This window comes from Peptostreptococcus sp., from assembly GCF_036639115.1.
In the GTDB taxonomy this organism is placed as follows: Bacteria; Bacillota; Clostridia; order Peptostreptococcales; family Peptostreptococcaceae; genus Peptostreptococcus.
The window spans coordinates 44848-65727 of sequence record NZ_JAVWJH010000002.1 but is presented as its reverse complement, the minus strand read 5'-3'; the positions used below and the strand labels follow the sequence as shown (position 1 = coordinate 65727).

The following is a 20880-nucleotide window of genomic DNA, read 5'->3' as shown; positions in this document are numbered from 1 at the left end:
ACCTCCGAATTATAGTTCCTTTTTTAGTTCTTCAACTAGTTCACTTAGCTTGATAAGCTTTTGATCCCCAGTGTTCATATTTTTAAGCGTTGCCTCATCTTTTTCAAGTTCATCATCGCCAATTACTATTGTATATTTTGCATCTATTTTATTAGAATATTTAAACTGTGCCTTTACACTTCTATCAAGGTGATCCTTATCAGCAGAAATGTGATTGCTTCTTAATTCTTTTAAAATATTAAATGCCTTAAGCTTTGCAGTATCACCAATAGTAACTATAAATATGTCTGTATTTTCAGGCTTAGGTATTTCAATATTATTAGCTTCTAATGTCAACAATAGTCTTTCTACACCCAATCCGAATCCAATACCACTGAATCCTTCTGGACCTCCTATTTGTTCTACTAAGCCATCATATCGTCCACCACCACACACAGTTGACTGACTTCCTAGATCATTTGAAATAATCTCAAAAGCAGTTCTCTTATAGTAGTCTAGTCCTCTTACTATCTTTTTGTCAACCTCATATTTAATATCCATTTCATCAAGATAACTCTTAAGGGTATCAAAATGATTTTGGCAATCTTCACATAGATTATCAGCTATAAGAGGTATGTCTTTAATATTAGCCTGACAAGTCTCGTTTTTACAGTCAATAACTCTCATAGGATTTTTTTCTCGTCTCTCATTACATAGATCACAAAGAACATCTGCCTTAGCAGCTAGGTATTCTTTTAATTTTTCATTATAACTTTCTCTACATACAGGACAACCTACTGAATTTATTGATACTGATAAATCTTTTAGACCAACTTCTCCTAAAAACTGAGTCGCAAGTTCTATAACCTCAGCATCTAGTGAAGGCGTATCACTTCCTATGGCTTCTATACCAAATTGGTGGAATTGTCTTTGTCTTCCTGATTGAGGTCTTTCATATCTAAAACATGGCGTAATATAACATAATTTTGTTGGTTGAGCATCTGCATACATCTTATTTTCTATAAAGGCTCTCACTACACCAGCTGTACCTTCAGGCTTTAGAGTGATACTTCTATCTCCCTTATCCTTAAAGGAATACATTTCTTTTTGAACTATATCAGTAGTATCCCCTACACCTCTTTGAAACAATTCTGTATGTTCAAATATTGGTGTTCTTATTTCTTTATATCCATATAATGAACAAAGATCTTTGAACTTTGTCTCCAAATAATTCCATTTATATGATTCTGAAGGTGTAATATCTTTAGTCCCTCTTGGAGCTTTTGTTAGCATTTTTTTCTACCTCCCTGTATTTTTTATCTATCATATCGTCTACTCTCTCTAGATATATCTCTAGATTCTTGACGTCATCTACTCTTTCAATTCTTGTATCCTCCAAATAAACAAATTTCGATACTGCTCCAGCACCTATTGCGTAATTGGACTGTCTATCTTCCATAATCTGCATATTATATAAACACTCATAGCCTTCTTTTGAATAACCAATATTTTCTAAGTTACCAAGCATATGTTTTTGTCTATACATATAATAAGGATTATAATTATTATCTTTCATATGACGTCTTGATATTGCTATCATCTCTATCATTTTTTGATAGCTTGCTAAGGCGTCTTTATAACTATTCATGTTTATATTTAGATCAGAGGCTCTTTTTAGAGCTAAGGTATGAACTGTTACACTTTCGGGATCCAAAGATACAACTTCTTCAATAGTATTTTCTACCATTTCAGGACTTTCTCCAGGGAGCCCTAGTATTACATCCATATTTATATTATCAAAGCCTAATCTTCTTGCCATATAGAAACACTCCTTGATATCTTCGACTGTATGTTCTCTTCCAACAGTTTCTAAAGTTTTTTGATTCATAGTCTGCGGATTTATACTTATTCTAGAAACATTGTGTTTTTTTAGTGTCTTTAACTTCTCTTCTGTAATAGTATCTGGTCTACCCGCTTCTACAGTGAATTCTTTAATTTTAGATAGATCAAATATATCAAACACTCCTGAAATTAAATATTCTAAATCCTCTGCTTCTAGAGCTGTAGGAGTTCCACCTCCTATATAAAGAGTTTCTATTTCCTTTGACTGCATCTTTATCAATTCAGCTACACCTCTTGCTTCTTTTAGAAGTGTTTCTACATATACATGTCTTAAGCTTCCAAACTTACCTAAAGGATGTGATGGAAATGAACAATATAAACATCTTGTAGGACAAAATGGAATACTGATATATAAAGAAATTTTATCCTCTGATAAAGGATATATATATTGTCTTTCTATTGATGCAGTTTTTATAATTAAATCTAGCTTTTCTTCCTTTATAAGGTACTCTCTTTTCATATTTTCCCTTATTTCATCTTCTGTCATACCTGTATCAAATAGTGAATTAACAATACTTACAGGTCTAATACCAGTAAGTATGCCCCATGGAACGTTTGCATCAAATTTATCTAATAGATAATTATACATACTCCTTTGGATTATTCGCTTTGATATGGTCTTAATATTATTATCTAATTTTTTATTAGTTTTTGCAAATATTTTTTTATTGTGTTCAGTTTCAATTACTTTACTTACTGAAGTATTCTTTAGTTTTGTTTTTATATTTATTCCATCTTCTTCATTTTCGCAATTACTTACCAATGAATTCTCAGCAGTTTCTATATCTATACTTTCTTTTATTTCTCCGTTGTATATTTCTATACCCTTGAGAAAAACTTTAGTATTCGTATATATTAATACCTTATCTGTTCCTTTTACAATTTTCAACTCATTTACTAACACTTCTGAATCTTGCATATCTTGATTAACAGCAAAATCTTCTGAGCTATCCAAAAAGGAAAACTCAGAAGAAAATAACTTCAAGAACTCTGCAATTTCATATCTATAATCGTGCCCTTGCAATAGTACTTTTATCATTAAATCACCAATTTCATATAATAATTACTTTCTTTCTCCACACCTATAGTACTTGCTGGTCCATGACCTGGATATATCTTTAAGCCATCTTCCAACTTACTTAGTTTTTTAAGTGATTTTAACATTTTATCGTAATCACCACCATATAAATCAGTTCTTCCTATAGATCCCATGAAAAGTGTATCACCTGTAAATAAATCATTAGCACATCTAATACACATACCACCTGTTGTGTGTCCTGGAGTATCAATAAATGTAAATGTATGATTTCCTAACTGAATCTTATCACCTTCAGAAACATACTTGTCAGCTTCAAATTCAATTCCATGTGTAAAGAAATCGCTACTTAAATTCTTTTTTGCATCGATTAACATTTCTCTCTCATCCTTATTTGCAATTATAGGTGCACCAGTATATTCTTTCAGTGCCTCTGCATCTGCAACATGATCTGCATGGGAGTGTGTAAGCATTATATATTTTACATCAAGCTTATTGTCATCAATAAACTTTTTTTCCTTTTCTAAACAAAGTGCAGGGTCTATTATTATAGCTTCCAAAGTTTTTTCATCATAGTATATATATGAATTTTCCTGCATAACCGAATCTACAAACACTTTTATCTTCATTCTTTCCTCCTAAAAATTCTTCTTAGAGTCAACAAGAAGTGTAACAGGTCCATCATTGATCAATTCTACCATCATATGTGTCTGAAATCTTCCAGTCTCTGTTTTAACTCCTAACTCTCTTGCCTGATTAACAAAATCTATATAGTATTCATCAGCCTTATCTGGTCTTGCAGCATCGCTAAAACCTGGACGTCTTCCCTTTTTACAATCACCATAAAGAGTAAATTGGCTAACTACTAAAAGTTCTCCGCCAACATCTTTCAAAGACAAGTTCATCTTCTCATCTTCGTCCTCGAATATTCTAAGGTTTACTATCTTATCTACCATATAAGAGGTATCTTTGGGAGTATCATCTTCTCCTACTCCTAGTAAAACCAATAACCCCTTGTCAATTTCACCTGTAGTTTCACCATCCACCTTTACATTAGATGATACTACTCTTTGAACTACTGCTCTCATAGATACTCCTTCAATTTTTATTTTCCATGTACTCTAAATGCATTTTCTACACCTGGTACATTTTTTATTTTCTTTACTATATCTTTTAATTCTTCAATACCGTTGACTTCCAATATTATATTTACAGTTATTCCTAATTCATGTCCCTTTCTTGCATATATTCCTGCAAGGCCAATCTTTTCATTAGATATAACATGGGTAATTTCATTTACAATTCCTCTTCTATCTGCAGCTATTACTTCTATCTCAGCTTCAAATCTAGAGTTATTGTCATCTATCCAAGATACTTTTACCATTCTACTATAATTTTGTTCTTTATCACGAATAATATTTTCGCAGTCTACTCTATGTACTGTAACTCCTCTTCCCCTTGTAATATATCCAACTATATCATCACCTGGAAGTGGATTACAACACTTTGCAAATCTAACATATATTCCTTCTAATCCATCAACCTGTACACCTATATGTCTTTTTTCTGTTTTCTTAGACTTATATTTTGATTTATCTGTTTCACCGATATTGTGTCTTTCAATATCTTCCTCTTGAGTTGCTCTTTCTTCTTTTTCTTGCTTTCTTTCCTCTTTGAGCAAGACATCCTTTACTTTGGTTAAAACATGATTTGCAGCTATACCACCATATCCTATAGTTGCCAAAAAATCTTCATAATCAGGCTGATTAAATTTTTTACCAACTTCTTTTAATATGTTTGTAGTCTCTGCATCATTTCTATTTATATTGTTTCTCTTAAATTCTTTGTCTAAAATTTCTATTCCACGTTCAATGTTTTCTTCTCGTCTTTCTTTTTTGAAGAACTGCCTTATTCTATTTCTTGCATTCGGTGTCTTTACAACTCCTAGCCAATCTCTACTTGGTCCTGGAGAGTTCGATGAAGTCAACACTTCTACTATTTCACCATTTTTCAACTTATAGTCTAGTGGAACTATCCTTCCATTCACCTTTGCACCAACACAAGCATTTCCAACCTTAGAGTGAATTCTATAGGCAAAATCTATTGGAGTTGCTTCATTAGGAAGTTCTATTACATCTCCTTGTGGTGTAAACACGTATACTTGTGCACTAAACACGTCATCTTTTAAGGCATCTAAGAATTCATGTGGGTCGGTAACATCTTTTTCCCACTCCATCATTCGTCTTAGCCATTGTAGTCTTTCATCAGCCTTTGACATATCATCATCAGAAACACCTTCTTTGTATTTCCAATGAGCTGCTATACCATACTCAGCAATATTGTGCATTTCATGAGTGCGAATCTGTATCTCTACAGGTTCTCCATCTGGACCAACTACTGTAGTATGAAGTGATTGATACATATTTGGCTTTGGCATTGCTATATAATCCTTGAATCTTCCTGGTATTGGTTTCCATAAAGTATGGACCACTCCCAAAACAGCGTAACAATCCTTTACTGAATCTACCAAAACTCTTACCGCTGTTAAATCATATATTTCATCAAAACTTTTATGCTTTTTTTGCATCTTTTTATATATACTATAAAAATGTTTTGGTCTTCCATATACTTCACAATTTATATCCATATCATCGAAGGTTTTTTCGAGTAAATCTACAATATCTTTTATATATTTCTCTCTTTGTTCCCTCTTCATTTTTACCATATTTACTAATTCATAATATCCTTCGCTGTCAAGATATCTCAAAGAAAGATCTTCAAGTTCCCATTTTATTTTGGAAATACCTAATCTGTGAGCAATCCCAGCATAGATATCAAGTGTTTCTTGAGCCTTATATTTAGCTTTTTCTGGATTCATATATTCAAGAGTTCTCATATTATGAAGTCTATCAGCCAGTTTGATCAGTATCACTCTCATATCCTTAGCCATAGCCAAAAACATTTTTCTTAAATTTTCAGATTGTGACTCTTCTTTAGTCATATACTTGATCTTACCCAATTTGGTAACGCCATCAACTAATATTGCAACGTCTTTACCAAACTGTTCCTCTATATAATCCAACTCATAATCAGTATCTTCAACTACGTCATGTAAAAGCCCACCACAGATCGTGTCTTCATCTAACTGCATGTCCGCTAGTATATTAGCTACAGCTTTTGGATGTATAAAATACGGTTCACCAGATTTTCTAAACTGACCTTCGTGTGCTTCTTTTGCTAAATTATAAGCCCTTGCCACTTTATCAAAATCAGCATTTGGTGAATATGTTTTTATTTTCTCTATTAATTTTTTTAAATCTTCATCATACATAATGTCACCCCTCTAATTCTATTTCGCTAATTCAAACTAAAAGTAACAAGACTCACAGCTATTCTTCTGAATAATGTACCAGTGAGTTTACATTATATCCATCTAATTTGCCTCTACCATTTAAGAAGTCTAGCTCTATTAAAAACTCCAATGCTACTACTTCACCACCTAAATTTTCTACTAATTTTGTGGCTGCTGCGATTGTTCCACCTGTTGCCAACAAATCATCAACTATTGCAACTCGATCTCCTGGCTTTATAGCATCTCTATGTATCTCAAGACGATCTGTACCATATTCTAGGCTATATTCATATGATTCTACTTCTGCTGGAAGTTTACCAGGCTTTCTTATAGGTATAAATCCTATGCCTAGCTCATATGCTACAGGAGTTCCTAGTATAAAGCCTCTAGCTTCAGGACCAACAATAACATCTACTCCTAGTCCCTTTATATTTTCTGCTATCTGCTGTATAGCATATCTAAAAGCATCTCCATCTGCTAGTAAAGTAGTGATATCCTTAAACCCTATACCAGGCTTTGGAAAATCCTGTATGTTTCTAATTTTTTTTTCTAAATTCATTTCTTCCTCCATAAATATTGGCTTTTTAGTCAATTTGTATTTTCGAATTGAGAAACTTCACAATTTTATTTTGCTCTAAATCCAATTTCTTATTTGGCTTTGGCAACAACTCAAATTCAAATAAATCTTTATCATAGTCTATCTTGTAGTTCAGTAAGTCTTCACTTTCTAATACTTTCAATATAGTATAAACTTTAATAGGAGAAAGTCCTAGTATCTCGATAAATTCGCTATAGCGCATAGTTTGTTTCTTATTTACCATAAAAAACTTATAAGCTAATACAAAATTGTCTCTCACAAAGTCAATCTCCCTAAATTTATTCCTTATATATATGTAATCACTGCTTTCAAAATTAATTAAAAATTCCGAATTATTATTTTTATTCTTTAAAATGTATTCCATTTCCTGATAATTATCAAAATAATCATACATAATAATTTTATTATATACTTTTAAATCAATTTTATCAATATTGGATAAAAATATGTAGTTGATTTTTTCATCAGAAGCTATATTAATATCAGAAATAGCTCTAAAAAAACCTCTCATACTATTTATGATTATTAAATCATCATTACTTAGTATATCAGCTATATTTGCTATTTTACATATTTTATTGCCTGTTATATCAAAATACTCACTTATTTTATTATTTATTTTATCAGTATTTATTATGTTGTTCTTATCATTTTTTTCATTGTGAGTGTCTATTTTTTTATTTTTTTCTTTTTCTTTATTTGCCATATCTAATTCTTCAATATTAGAAGAATTCTGCCTATTAGAACTTATATAAGCTCTGTTTAAATTTAATAGTTTGTCTATTTCTTTTAGATACTGAGGACGTTTTAAAATATTTTTTGGTCGATTTAATCTTATATCTTTTAAAAGTAGTTGAACTTTTGTCTTGCCATTGTATGTATTTTCATCTATTTGAAAAACAATATCCACCATATCTTCAACGTCAAATTTGTCCATTAAATAACTCATCGAAAATCCAATACATTCAATTTCCTTATCTTTTACTATAGTCATCTTAAGATGACTCTTATCTTTTCCAATTAAGTATGCTCTTTTTACATAGCACTCTCTCATTAAAAAATAAGGAGTTGGATTTTTAATTCCAAAAGGTTCTAACACATGAAGTTTGTCTACAAAATCTAAATTGATATTTTCTTCTTCTATCTCATATTCAATCTTTATCTCTTCAATCAAGTCCTTTATTTCTAGTTTATTATCTGCTATATTATTTATTTTTCTTCTAAGCTCATCAATATTATCTATGTCAATAGTCAGCCCTGCTGCTTGCTCATGACCTCCAAATCTTTCCATTAAATCTCTACATTCATAAAGTGCACTAAATAGATCAAATCCCTTTATAGATCTAGCTGATCCTGTGGCCATTTTTCCTTCTATACAAAGAAGTATACATGGCTTGTAATATTTTTCTGTAAGCTTTGAGGCAACTATACCTATTACTCCATGATGCCAATTTTCTGCTGCTAGAACAATTACTTTCCCCTCTTCATATGAAGGATTTGCGCTTATCATCTCTTCTGCCTCTTTATGAATTCTAGCTTCTATCTCTTGTCTTTCTTGATTTTTTAGATCCATTAATTCGGCTATTTTTTCTGCCTTTATCGGATCTTTTTCTGTGAATAGTTCAACTCCTAGATTTGAAAATCCTAGTCGACCACACGCATTTATTCTTGGCCCTATTGCAAACCCAAGGTGTGAGCTCTTTATTTTCTTACCTTCCAATCCACAAACCTTTATCAAAGCCTTCATGCCCACATTATTTCCACGGGCTAGAATTTCAAGGCCATTTTTTACAATTATTCTATTTTCATCCAATACAGGCATAATATCACAAATAGTTGCCAAAGAAACTATTTCAAGGTAATCATTAATATTTTCCTTGAAATTTTCTTTTCCACTCAAAGCGTTTATTAGCTTTAAAGCAATACCACATCCACATAAGCCTTTAAAAGGATATTCACAGTCCTTCCTCTTAGGATCTATCACAGCATACGCATTTGGTATTTCACTTTGACATTCATGATGGTCTGTTATTATTACATCTATACCCAATTTATTTGCGTAATCTACTTCAGATACAGATGTAATACCACAATCAACAGTTATCATAAGGTCTGTTTTCATGTTATAAACACAGTCAATAGCCTCCTTATTCAATCCATATCCTTCTTCTAACCTATTTGGTATGTAGTAGTCAACTGGATAGCCTATTGATTCAAAATATATCTTTAGTATCGATGTGGAAGAAACTCCATCTACATCATAATCTCCATATATACATATTTTTTCATTCTTTTCAATTGCTAATTTTATTCTAGAGACAGCCTTTTGCATGTCCAACAATAAAAATGGATCTCTTAAAAAATCAAATGAAGGATTTATGTACATTTCTATATCTTCATATTCTGATATATTTCTATTTAACATTATTTGTGCTATATTGTCATCTATATTTAATTGCCTTGTAAATTTATTTCCACTTGCTTTTGTTTTTTTCAACAATGTCCATTTTTTCATAAAGCACCTCCCTTCTAATTTCAAAAACATTTTTCTTATTTTAGTTTATGAAATTACTTGTTTTTTCTATAATTACTCTTCAGTATTAAAATGACTAATACAATACCGATGATAAAAGATAGTATAAATCCCATTATTCCTATATATTGAATCATTTTATTAGATTTAATATTATCAGATGATAGTATTAAAGAAGAACCTACTATACAGGCTGCCAACATTACACTCATTGATAACTGTGTAGTAAAATTAGTAATATTTTCTTCCATCTTAGGAGCTTTTACCTCTCCAACTTCTAATTTTAATTTATTTTTTTCAAGTATATTTAAAATATTTTTTAACTGTCCTGGCACTGTAACCATATCATAATAGTATTCATCTATATCAGATTTCAATCTTGACATATTTCTCTTAAGATTTAATTTTTCATCTCTATAATACTTCATATACGACTTTGCTATCGTCTCCACGCTAAAGGCTTGGTATAATCCTCTAGAAGTTCCTTCTAGGGTGATTACGGTCTTCCCTAGCAAAACTAACTGAGAAGGAAGTGTTATATTGTGAGTCCTCATAAACCTAAAACCTTCATTCAATATCTCGGCAATACTCATCTTATCAAAAGGAACGTCATAATAGTAATGTATCAAATACAAAAGATCTCTTCTTAAAGTTTCATTATTAGATTCCGTTGGCATTGCTTTCATATCTGTTAGTATTCTAACTATCTTATCTATATTTTTATTAGTTGATGCTATTATCAATTGATTTAAATATTTAAGAGTTTTTTCATCTATTAAACCGATCATACCAAAATCTATATAGGCAAGTTTTTTGTTGCTTCCATTTCCAGTAATAAATATATTACCTGGGTGTGGATCTGCATGAAAAAAGCCACACGTCATAACTTGTCTAAAAAATGATCTAACGCCTATATCCACAATTTTTTTCTTATCAGCCTCACTAACCTGATATTTTTCAATATCAGAAATACATATTCCTTCTACCTTGTCCATTATTAACAATTTTTTTGTAGTATATTCATCAAATATTCTCGGAATAAATACCTCATTACTATTTTCAAATATTTTTCTTAATTTAATGCCGTTTATAGCTTCAAATTTGTAATCCAACTCCCTTAACAGTTGAACTTCCATCTCCCCTATCATTTCCCTAGCATCTATATTCCAATCTTTGTTTAAAAAACTAAGACTGTCTGCTAGTCTTTTAAGTATATTCAGATCTGCCTTTATGGTTTCTTCAATTTCTGGCCTCTGTATCTTAACTACTACAGTTGTACCATCTATTAAATTTGCCTCATACACCTGACCTATAGAAGCTGCTGCAAGTGGTTCTTTGCTAATACGTGTAAAAACTTCTCCCAAATCACAATCAAGTTCTTCTCTTAATATCGCCATTGCCACGTCATTGTCTATTGGTATTACATGATCTCTTAGCTTAGATAACTCTGATATTATCTCGTCATCAAAAATATCTTTTCTTGTACTTAAAATCTGACCAATTTTAACATAAGTGGGACCCAACTCTTCAAAAGCATGTCTCATCCTTTGACCTGTAGTCATTGATTTAACTTCACCTTTTGGAGAGTGAGTATTCACTTTAGAAGCAACTGCATCTTTATTTAGTTTTTCCACTACAAATCCAAATCCATATTTGATCAAAACTGTAGCAATTTCTTTATACCTACCTAGATACTTATAGCTTACTCTCATATTCTAATCTTCACCCTTTAAAATATTTATTGAAGCAAAACCACTACTCAAAAAAGTTAACTGATATTTCAAAAAAGACTGCACCTATAATAATCTATTTAATTATACAAGATTGCAGTCTTTCTATATTTTTTGTTTAAATTATTTTCCTTCAGTCAATAGCTTTGCCTGTATCATTATTGCACATTCTGTTCTCTTTTTCTGCATTTCGCATCCTAGTTCATATGGCTTTCTAATGTCTCCATTAAAATTAATTGCATTTGCATGACATCCACCTGAACAATAGAACTTATTCCAACAAGTTTTACAGCTTTCTTTATTGTATACATGAGCTTCTCTAAACATTTCTCTCATAGCTTCAGGAAGTGTTATTTCATCATCATAAATATTTCCCATTACAAACTCTTCTTTTCCAACAAACTGATGACATGGATAGATATCTCCATTTGGAACTATTGATACATATTCATTACCTGCTCCACAACCAGTTATTCTCTTAATTACACAAGGTCCTTGATTTAAATCTATCATAAAATGGAAGAATTTCAATTTTTCACCATCTAACTGTCTTTGTGCAAGCTCAGCTGCATAGTTTTCATATTCTTCAAATATTTTAGGTAAATCTTCATCTCTAAGTGCAAATGGATTTGATTCGTCATCTACTACAGGTTCTATCGATGTTAGTTCAAATCCTAAATCTGAAAAATGATTAATATCTTTTGAAAAATCAAGATTGTCTCTTGTAAATGTACCTCTGACATAGTAATACTTGTCCTTAGGTCTTTGGCTAACTAACTTTTGAAACTTTGGTACTATAGTATCATAACTTCCTCTATTATTTACAGTCAATCTCATCTGATCATTTATTTCTTTTCTACCATCTAATGAAAGTACTACATTGTGCATATGTTCATTGATGAAATCTATCTTTTCATCATCTAATAGCACACCATTTGTAGTAATTGTAAATCTCATATTTTTTCCAGCTGGCTTTTCTATTTCTCTACCATATTTTACCAACTCTTTTACAACTTCCCAGTTCATAAGTGGTTCTCCACCAAAGAAATCTATATCAAGATTTCTTCTATTTCCACTATTTGCCACTAAAAAGTCCATTGCTTTTTTACCTACTTCTAAAGACATCAACTCAGCGTTACCACCAAAGTCTCCTTGCTTTGCAAAGCAATACTTACACTTTAAATTACAATCGTGAGCAACATTTAAACAGAGTGCCTTTACTACTGGTTCCCTATTTACAAAGCTTGGATGAAATTCATATTCATCTTCTGTATATAAAAGACCTTCCTTTACTAGCTCTTCTATTTCATTGTATGCTTCCTCTATTTTTTGTCTGTCAAATTCATCTGCCAATAGTGATATAATTTCTTCTAAATTTTTATCTTCATAAAAGTCCAAAGCTCTATAAGTTACATCATCTACAACATGAACTGCACCGCCATTTACATCTACTACTATATTGTAGCCGTTCATATTATACTTATGTATTATTTTCAAAACATATTCCTCCTTTAATTTCTATAAATCATTCAAATATCATTATATCATAAATATACAAGAGTTTTAAAAAGAATAAGAAATTCATATAATAAAAAAAGTACTTTCTCATAATTATTTATCTTTTTTTATTTTTATCTATTTTTTTTTATTAATATAAAGCCTATGCCCTATAAAAAGTACACCTTCTCTTGATTTTGATGGATTTTAGCTTATATTTTTATATTTTTATCCCACACTTAATTTGACATTTTTTATATTTTAAATTAAAATTCTATGTTATAATGATACATATGTACAAATGGAGGTGAATATTTTGAAATTATTCAAAAAAACGATGGTAACGTTGCTTGCTTTGACTATGTCAGCAACTATGGTTGCGTGTGGTCCAAAAAAGAAAAGCAACACTACAGACAAGGCTAACCAAAAAATTGAATATATAACTGAAATAACAAAAGATAATGTTGAAGAGGTTGTAATTGAGTATAAGGAAATTCTTTCTTATTACAATGATTTGAAAAATAATCTAAAGACAATAAATGATGTCAGCAAAAACCCTGATCTTGAAAGAGATGCAGTAACTGCAAAAGACTCTATTAAAAATGGTGTTACACTATTAAAGAATACTCAAACCTTATATAAGCCTTTAGTTGAGGCCAAATCTGTTTTAATCAAGATGTATGGTATATCTCTTGAGTTAGCAGATACAGTAGTAACAGAACCTAGTAAGTATCAAGAAAAACAAAAAGAATACGATAAATTATTCGAAGAGTTTAAGGATATGATGGATCAGATACGTTCTGATGTTGAAAAGGTTCGTGGAAAGGCACCTACTGATGATAAGGATTCAGATGGTAAGAACAAGGATGGAAGTAAGAGCTCTGATATCAATTCTTTAAACGATGATTCCGATAAGGATTCAAGTGACAAGAATAGTTCTAAGAATAGTTCTAAGAACAATAATAGTGACGATGACGAAGATAACAATAGTTCAAACTCTAACAGTTCGAACAACTCTAGCAACTCAAACAATAACAGTTCTAGTGGAAATAGCGGAAATAACAGTTCTAGCGGAAGCAATGGTTCAAGCGGAAATAATAACTCTGGTGGAAATAACAATTCTGGAGGAAACAATAATTCCGGTGGAAATAATGGCGGTGGAGATGAATTTGTGCCACCTGTTTCTAGCCTAAATAATAATATTAGAAGTGAAATAAGAAGCTCTGGATACAGTTCGGGTCTTAGCTACAAGCAAAGTGGTGGAGATGGATCAAACATAGATCAAGTTGCTTCTCAGATGTTTAACGACCTTGAAGGAGATAATCCAATACAGGGTGGTCAAGTTTCTGAAGCGAGATCAATATTTGTTGGTGCATTCAAGCAAGGATATAATGGAAACTAATTTAAAATAATTTTTAACTTTTAATGAAATCAAAACACCTATCTATTTATAGATAGGTGTTTTTTACTCTATTTTTTTCTAAATACTTTTATTATAGATACTATGGCTGGGTACAGCACCCCTGCTATAACCCATATAATCCAACTAAGCCCCCAATTTCCTGAGATGAAACTATATCCTAGGTATATAGTTGTTATAATCATCCAATAAGCGGCCGATATACTAGAAAAATCTTTTTCTTCCTGTTTTTTACTCTTTGAATAATCACCTTCTTGTAGTAATTTTTCAAAGCTGGACCAAATTATACCATTTTTAGTAAACATAAATACTCCTATACCTACAATTATCAATGAAAATGATATCGTCAATACAGCATATATATCATTATCTTCACTAATCATAGCTCCTACAAGTATTGGTATCGCAGCAATTATACATATACATGTTGCAATAATGTTTTTTTTGTTATAGCTATCTCTATAATTTTCTTTCCTTTCTTTTACCATTCCAGTTACTCCGTATTCTGTTTCGAATACATCTTCTTCTAGGTATTTAAAGGAAGACATCTTATTTCCAGATGACATAAATATTACAACTGCTATACATACGATAATAAGTAGTATTATAACTCCAACTAAAGCTGCAATATTTTCCGATATACCATATCTGGGATCTTCACTCATAGCACCTAATATCAATAAAGCTATTGGTGATAGTATACAAAGAAAAACTCCATAAGATATAGCCCTTGCACTTTCTAGTTTTAAATCGAGAAATTTATGAGCATCTTCCATAGACACCCTTTTTAAAAAACTTTTCTCTTGAGCATGAAAATCTTCTCTATCGGCTTCCATCTCATCTTTTAATAGGTAATCAGTGCTCACTCCAAATATTTCTGAAAGTTTTATTATTTTTTCTAATTCTGGAATAGACTGTGCACCCTCCCATTTTGAAACTGACTGTCTTGAAACATTTAACTGATTAGCAAGTTCTTCTTGTGACCATCCATTTTTTTTACGTAGTTGTATCAACTTATCTGCAAAAATCATAAACATTGCCTCCTTAATAATATAATATGTTTTTTTCTCTTTTTCTTTTCTTTCTATCATTAATTATATGAATTTCTATAGTTGATAGCAAGCAACTAGCTCTATCAATATGTCAACTACTAATTGCAATTATATTGATATGCTCCAAAATTATATTTTTTCTGTTTTGTAAGCAAGTTTCAGACAATGAACTGAATTTTTAAACTTATAAATATACTCATTAATTTATTCATAAATTTAAATATATTCATTAACATTTTCGAATAATTTTATCATATATTATATATATCTATATTGCTAGAATGCTTTTTAAAAAGCACAAGCTTATATTTTCTTATATACCCTTATAAAATATTATTGAACAAATAAAAAAATAGCCAGCTGGCGACTGACTATTTCTAAGTGATTATGGTAGTTTTGTAAACAAAACGTATTAGTAATTTATTGTTGTATAAATTCATATATAATGATCACATATGAATTTAATCATTTCGTATTAGCTTAATATCTCTTTTAAGTCGTTATTTCTAGTATCTAAATCTTTATTATTAGTATCTCTCATAACTACTGAATATCTTTCTCCATCCACAAAGAATACCACTATTTTCTTATCATTGAAATTGTATTCTCTGTATTTTTCCATCTCTTTACCACAGACTTCACGTAGCTCTTCAATATTATTCTGATCGCTATTTAAAGTAAAAGTCGCATGAGATTTTTTTAGTAAATTGATGAGATTTTTTTCCTCACCCTCTTCATAAATTCCGTACTTATCCATTATTCTATCTAACTGTTCTTCTGCTAATGCTACATTCATAGGGTTTCCAACATTATTTCTTAGAACACGTCCATATACATCTTGATGATGAACTGGATACAATTCAGCCTTATCCACTTCCAAAACTTTATTAAAATGTACATATTGTCTATTGTTTACATATCCCTCATTTTTTACTTCTACAAAACCAGGAATACATCCAATGCAAAAAGATTCTATTGAATCCTTATTATACCTACTTGTAAATGGTAGTATCTTAATGTTATCGTTTTCATCGTCTCCATCTAAAACTATAGCATAGTCCAATAAATAAGTCTCCTCACTAGCATCATCTAAAGCGAAAAAATTATATCTTACAATATCTCCTAGCATGTTGCGCCTCCCGTAATTTTAATATATTTTATTTGTAATTTTAAATATGTTTGTTTTTCTTTACAATTTTATATTAGCATAATTTTTTGTACTTGTCTATACTTTTAATCAAAATAGACAGCATATATGCTATCATATATGCCTACTTTTTATATATAGTATATCATATATATGTGTAAAAAGATAAAAACACTTATATATATTGTATTAGTGTATTTTTTCGTCCCTAATGGACTTTTTTTGACCACTATTTTAAACTTCTAAACTTTCTGTTGAAATTGCAATATTCATAGTCAATAGTTATATTTAAAATAAAATTATTCAAATTGTTTTAAATAAATTCTTACTAAAAAGCAAATAATATTATTTATAGCATACTTTTTATATATTAATAAATTTTAGGATTTTTTCAATATACTTTTTAGCACCATTTTTATTTCTTAGGCATACTTATAACCTACATTTGTTTTACATTAAATTTATATTTTGTACTTACATTATTATATATTCTAGTTTCTTATAAAAAATACAAAAATTCAAATGCAAACTTTCCAATAAAACTTTATACAAAAATAAAAGACAGCATATGCTGTCTTTTACAAGTATTTTTAATTTTATAAACAATATTAAATTATTTTTCTATAATAAACTTATAATTAATTATTTTCTATAAACCTATCCATATATGCTTCTATATCTTCCGCTTTTGTAAGACTCAAAACCTCATCTGATAGCTTCTTCATGTCAGATTGCTTGACTGAAGTTACCAATCTTCTGGCTCTTAAGATAGATATTGGTGACATAGAAAATTCATCTAATCCAAATCCAAGCAAAATTGGAATCATCTTCTGATCTCCTGCAGATTCACCACACATTCCTACCCATTTTCCTTCAGCATGAGCATTTTTTATAACTAAATTTATAAGTCTAAGAACTGCTGGATTAAACTGGTTATACAGGTAACTAATCTTTTGATTCATTCTATCAACTGCACAAGTATACTGAATCAAATCATTTGTACCGATTGAGAAGAAGTCCACATGTTTTGCAAGCACATCAGAAATAATAGCTGCTGAAGGTATTTCGATCATCATACCTATTTCAATATCTTCTGAATATACTATTGACTCAGACTTTAGTTCAGATTTTACCTCCTCACATATTTCTTTTGCCTTTAAAAGTTCCTCAAGCGAAGATATCATAGGAAACATTATTCTAAGCTTTCCATGAACAGATGCCCTATAAAGTGCTCGTAATTGAGTTTTGAATATGTCAGTTTTATCCAAGCATAATCTGATAGCCCTATAACCTAAGAATGGATTCATTTCTTTTTCCATCTCAAAATAACTCAATTTCTTATCTCCACCTATATCTAATGTTCTTATTACAACTGGTTTACCATTCATACCTTCAAGAACAGCCTTATATGCTTCATATTGTGTTTCTTCTTCTGGGAATTTATCACTGTTCATATACAAAAATTCTGTTCTATATAGACCTACTCCCTCTGCATCATTTTTAATAAGACCCTCAATATCATTTGGTGTTCCTATATTACCTGCCAATTCAACGTGTTTTCCATCTAATGTTATAGATGCCTTTCCCTTAAGCTCTTCAAGTGCCTTCTTTTCTTCTTCAAACAATCTTTTCTTTTCTTTATATTCATCTATAAGATTTTTATCTGGATTTATAAATACCTCTCCAAGATCTCCATCAAATACAATCATATCGCCATCTTTTATTTTTTTAGTTACATCACTTAGCCCAACTATTGCTGCGATTTCAAGAGTTCTTGACATAATAGCTGTATGAGATGTCCTTCCACCTATATCAGTTAAAAAGCCTAAAACCTTTGCCTTGTCCATAGTTGCAGTATCAGAAGGAGTAAGATCATGAGCCACCAAAACTATTTCATCAGATAAAGATGATAAATCAACCACTTTTATCCCTAATATATGTCTTAATACTCTATTTGTAACATCCTTTACATCGGCTGCCCTTTCCTTCATATATGCATTATCCATAGATTCAAATATAGATACGAACATATCCTTTACTTCATTTAATGCGTATTCAGCATTTACAGTTTCATTTTTTATTTTATTCTCTGCTTCACCAATGAATTCAGGGTCTTCTAGAACTAATAAATGAGCTCCAAATATTTCAGACTCTTCTTCACCAACTTCTTGAGCTACTTTTTCTTTTACTTTTGTCAATTCTTTTTTTGATAACAATACAGCATCAGAAAGTTTTTTGAGCTCTGCTTCTACATCTGATATTGTTTTTTTATCTATTATTATTTCGCTTTCTTCGACTACCAAAGCTTTTCCTAATGCTATTCCTGGTGACGCCCCTATACCTTTCATCATCATAATTCTACCTCCAAATTCTTACATTAATACAGAAGTAAGAAGTTGCTATCTTCTGTTTATTTTTATTTTTTATTATTCTTTTTAATTTTATAAAAAATGTTAAGGGCTTAGCCCTTAACATCTCATCTCAAATATACTATTTTTCGCCGAAACCGTTTTCTACTAATTCCACGATAGAATTTAATGCTAATTCTTCATCTTCACCGTGAGTTTCTATAGTTACAGTTGTCCCCTTAGCTAATCCTAACTTCATTATTCCCATTATAGATTTTGCATTTACCTTTTCATCGTCATGAATTAATTCTACAGAAGACTTAAATTCTGACGCCTTCTTTACAAACATACTTGCTGGTCTTGCATGTAGACCTGTCTCATTGATTATTGTTACTTCCTTCTTCATAATAAAACCTCCATTATATATTCATAATTAATCTTTAATTACCACTTATTGACCCTCGTGGTCAATTTATGTCCCTATTTATTTAAAAATATATCACAAATAAGACCTATGATTTTATTTTATAACATTTACAGAAAAATTTCCACATTTTTCTTACTTTTTTGCAAAGTCTGTTACATTTAAACTTTTTTCTAAAATAAGATCAATTTTATTCATCAAATTCTGTACATTACCTTCATTTTCTTCCAAAAGAATTCTTTTGCCTAAACTTTCTATCTCTTCATAAGATTCATCCAGCAATATATATGTTTCTAACAGCCTGTATGGATAGTATTCATATATAGAATTACCCATCTTTTTTAAAAAAGATTGCATATATATTTGATATACCCTTGAATTTAAAATTGATAACAAATATATATAAGAAATTTTTTCTTTAAATTCATCTTTTATCGTAAAAAAATAAACATCTGCACTAAAAAAAGATTCACCCAAATCTAAAGCAAATCGATTCGTTTTACTCTTAAATGGATATATTATTTTCTCTTGTTCAAATGTTTTTGCTTCTCTTCCCCATTGAAGCTTATACCATTTTCTGATGCCTCTTAAGACTTCTCTCCTAGAACTCAATTTTTTTTCATAATTTTTAAGCTGAGCCTTATATCTCTTAGGAATATCCTTATATTCCATGTCGTCAGTGTATATAAGAACTTTATTTGAGTTTCCTATAAAATATGGATTTATATCCTTAGATTTAATCCACCTTTTTTTAGTTTTTTTATCTATATCTTCAAGCATCTCAGAGTCATTGTCCAATATAAATGCTTTGTCACATCCAGTTATAATCCCCTGATAATTATTGACAATGTCACCTAGCCTGTAGCTTTTTTTCTTTCTAATTGCATCCATTATCATTTTTTCTCTATGAGTAATAAGAGACCACGATGTTTTATCTATATCCATATAGCCATTGCCTATTATGAATTTACCCTCTAAAAGTCTTTCTAAATCTTTTTTATCTTTTATTATACGAATATTCGGTAAATTCAAAGACGCAACGGTCTTTTTAGAGTCTCTAGATTGATTATCCCTTTTTTTATACAATTCTTCTGACTCTTTACTTCTATTTTTTTTAAAAGTTATTATACAAGGAGATACTCCTACCCCATTTAAGAACACATTACTGTTTCTAAAGTCCACAATATCAACAATAGTAACATTATTTTCTATAAACTTTCTCACCAATAAGGCAGACTGTGACTCCAAAAAATATCTTGGAACAATCAAAGATGCTACTCCACCTTCTTTTAAATAGTCAATTGCAACCTTAAAAAAACAATAATATATATCTGATTTATTTGCATAAACTTCTGGATAGTACTTCCTAAGCTTACTTGAATATTCGATATCTATGCTCTTATGACCTACATAGGGTGGGTTTCCAATAATAATATCAAACATTCCTTTTTTGAGCACTTTATTTCTTGGAAATAAAGCATCATCCGTGACTATATTATTTTTATAACCTTTTTTCAGATTATAATTTTTTTGAAGATAGCCTTTCAACACTTCAACAGAACCAATATCTTTTTCTACCGAATACAAGTTATCTGATATGTAATCTTTCACATCAAGTAAAGGTTTCTTTTCCCTGTTTTTTTCTATTAGGTAATTCAAAACTTCACTATAGAAAACACCACATCCAGAAGCAATATCCAATATTTTAATATCATCATATTCTTTCTTTTCCTGTAAAACTTCTTTTACCATTAACTTTACAATTGATTCCGGAGTATAATATATACCATTTTTTTTACACTTTTCCTCACTCAATTGCTCTCTATAGTCCTTTGAAGTGCTGTAAAGGTTCACGAGCTATC

Annotated in this window: 15 protein-coding genes; 1 reads left to right on the top strand and 14 read right to left on the bottom strand. The window is 30.4% G+C overall.

What is annotated here, in order from left to right; all coding sequences use genetic code 11:
* Positions 1-9 precede the first annotated feature (9 nt).
* From hisS to scfB, 9 genes are all read right to left on the bottom strand, one after another.
* Positions 10-1272 carry a histidine--tRNA ligase gene (gene hisS / locus RR561_RS02630; protein ID WP_332505877.1) on the bottom strand — a complete coding sequence of 421 codons (1263 nt, stop codon included), beginning with the start codon at positions 1270-1272 and terminating at the stop codon, positions 10-12.
* Positions 1244-2920, bottom strand: a complete 1677-nt coding sequence (gene hemZ, locus RR561_RS02625; protein ID WP_332505876.1) for a coproporphyrinogen dehydrogenase HemZ — start codon at positions 2918-2920, stop codon at positions 1244-1246. The genes hisS and hemZ overlap by 29 nt, the downstream gene beginning before the upstream one ends.
* Positions 2920-3546 carry an MBL fold metallo-hydrolase gene (locus tag RR561_RS02620; protein WP_332505875.1) on the bottom strand — a complete coding sequence of 209 codons (627 nt, stop codon included), beginning with the start codon at positions 3544-3546 and terminating at the stop codon, positions 2920-2922. The genes hemZ and RR561_RS02620 overlap by 1 nt, the downstream gene beginning before the upstream one ends.
* Before the next feature lie 9 nt (positions 3547-3555).
* Positions 3556-4005 carry a D-aminoacyl-tRNA deacylase gene (gene dtd / locus RR561_RS02615; protein ID WP_332505874.1) on the bottom strand — a complete coding sequence of 150 codons (450 nt, stop codon included), beginning with the start codon at positions 4003-4005 and terminating at the stop codon, positions 3556-3558.
* A gap of 17 nt (positions 4006-4022) precedes the next feature.
* A complete protein-coding gene (locus RR561_RS02610; RefSeq protein WP_332505873.1) occupies positions 4023-6248 on the bottom strand; it encodes a RelA/SpoT family protein in 2226 nt (741 codons plus the stop codon).
* A 58-nt stretch (positions 6249-6306) separates the two neighbouring features.
* A complete protein-coding gene (locus RR561_RS02605; protein WP_332505872.1) occupies positions 6307-6828 on the bottom strand; it encodes an adenine phosphoribosyltransferase in 522 nt (173 codons plus the stop codon).
* 25 nt (positions 6829-6853) lie between these two features.
* Positions 6854-9382 (bottom strand): single-stranded-DNA-specific exonuclease RecJ, encoded by a 2529-nt coding sequence (gene recJ / locus RR561_RS02600; RefSeq protein WP_332505871.1) that lies wholly within the window; start codon positions 9380-9382, stop codon positions 6854-6856.
* Between the two features lie 53 nt (positions 9383-9435).
* A complete protein-coding gene (locus tag RR561_RS02595) occupies positions 9436-11112 on the bottom strand; it encodes an ABC1 kinase family protein (protein WP_332505870.1) in 1677 nt (558 codons plus the stop codon).
* A gap of 141 nt (positions 11113-11253) precedes the next feature.
* Positions 11254-12627: a thioether cross-link-forming SCIFF peptide maturase gene (scfB, locus tag RR561_RS02590; protein ID WP_332505869.1), complete on the bottom strand. Its 1374-nt coding sequence runs from the start codon at positions 12625-12627 to the stop codon at positions 11254-11256.
* A 316-nt stretch (positions 12628-12943) separates the two neighbouring features.
* Here scfB and RR561_RS02585 point away from each other — a divergent pair, with 316 nt between their 5' ends.
* Positions 12944-14029 carry a hypothetical protein gene (locus RR561_RS02585; protein WP_332505868.1) on the top strand — a complete coding sequence of 362 codons (1086 nt, stop codon included), beginning with the start codon at positions 12944-12946 and terminating at the stop codon, positions 14027-14029.
* 68 nt (positions 14030-14097) lie between these two features.
* On the opposite strand, the gene RR561_RS02580 is transcribed toward RR561_RS02585, so the two are convergent.
* The 5 genes from RR561_RS02580 to RR561_RS02560 all read right to left on the bottom strand — a co-directional run bounded on the left by RR561_RS02580 (position 14098) and on the right by RR561_RS02560 (position 20872).
* Entirely contained in the window at positions 14098-15078 is a 981-nt protein-coding gene (locus RR561_RS02580) for a helix-turn-helix domain-containing protein (protein WP_332505867.1), read from the bottom strand.
* A gap of 496 nt (positions 15079-15574) precedes the next feature.
* Entirely contained in the window at positions 15575-16228 is a 654-nt protein-coding gene (locus tag RR561_RS02575; protein ID WP_332505866.1) for a hypothetical protein, read from the bottom strand.
* 656 nt (positions 16229-16884) lie between these two features.
* Positions 16885-18600, bottom strand: a complete 1716-nt coding sequence (gene ptsP / locus RR561_RS02570; protein ID WP_332505865.1) for a phosphoenolpyruvate--protein phosphotransferase — start codon at positions 18598-18600, stop codon at positions 16885-16887.
* A 136-nt stretch (positions 18601-18736) separates the two neighbouring features.
* The gene (locus RR561_RS02565; protein ID WP_332505864.1) at positions 18737-19000 is read right to left on the bottom strand and encodes an HPr family phosphocarrier protein; all 264 of its coding nucleotides are present in this window, start codon (positions 18998-19000) and stop codon (positions 18737-18739) included.
* A gap of 153 nt (positions 19001-19153) precedes the next feature.
* On the bottom strand, positions 19154-20872 hold the full coding sequence (locus tag RR561_RS02560) for an Eco57I restriction-modification methylase domain-containing protein (protein ID WP_332505863.1): 1719 nt from the start codon (positions 20870-20872) through the stop codon (positions 19154-19156).
* Positions 20873-20880 lie beyond the last annotated feature (8 nt).

Coding starts and splice junctions, on each gene's coding strand:
- RR561_RS02620 (WP_332505875.1), bottom strand. CDS start 3,546: ATGAAGATAAAAGTGTTTGTAGATTCGGTTATGCAGGAAAATTCATAT.
- RR561_RS02565 (WP_332505864.1), bottom strand. CDS start 19,000: ATGAAGAAGGAAGTAACAATAATCAATGAGACAGGTCTACATGCAAGA.
- RR561_RS02605 (WP_332505872.1), bottom strand. CDS start 6,828: ATGAATTTAGAAAAAAAAATTAGAAACATACAGGATTTTCCAAAGCCT.
- RR561_RS02575 (WP_332505866.1), bottom strand. CDS start 16,228: ATGCTAGGAGATATTGTAAGATATAATTTTTTCGCTTTAGATGATGCT.
- hemZ (WP_332505876.1), bottom strand. CDS start 2,920: ATGATAAAAGTACTATTGCAAGGGCACGATTATAGATATGAAATTGCA.
- recJ (WP_332505871.1), bottom strand. CDS start 9,382: ATGAAAAAATGGACATTGTTGAAAAAAACAAAAGCAAGTGGAAATAAA.
- RR561_RS02610 (WP_332505873.1), bottom strand. CDS start 6,248: ATGTATGATGAAGATTTAAAAAAATTAATAGAGAAAATAAAAACATAT.
- RR561_RS02580 (WP_332505867.1), bottom strand. CDS start 15,078: ATGATTTTTGCAGATAAGTTGATACAACTACGTAAAAAAAATGGATGG.
- dtd (WP_332505874.1), bottom strand. CDS start 4,005: ATGAGAGCAGTAGTTCAAAGAGTAGTATCATCTAATGTAAAGGTGGAT.
- hisS (WP_332505877.1), bottom strand. CDS start 1,272: ATGCTAACAAAAGCTCCAAGAGGGACTAAAGATATTACACCTTCAGAA.
- RR561_RS02595 (WP_332505870.1), bottom strand. CDS start 11,112: ATGAGAGTAAGCTATAAGTATCTAGGTAGGTATAAAGAAATTGCTACA.
- ptsP (WP_332505865.1), bottom strand. CDS start 18,600: ATGATGATGAAAGGTATAGGGGCGTCACCAGGAATAGCATTAGGAAAA.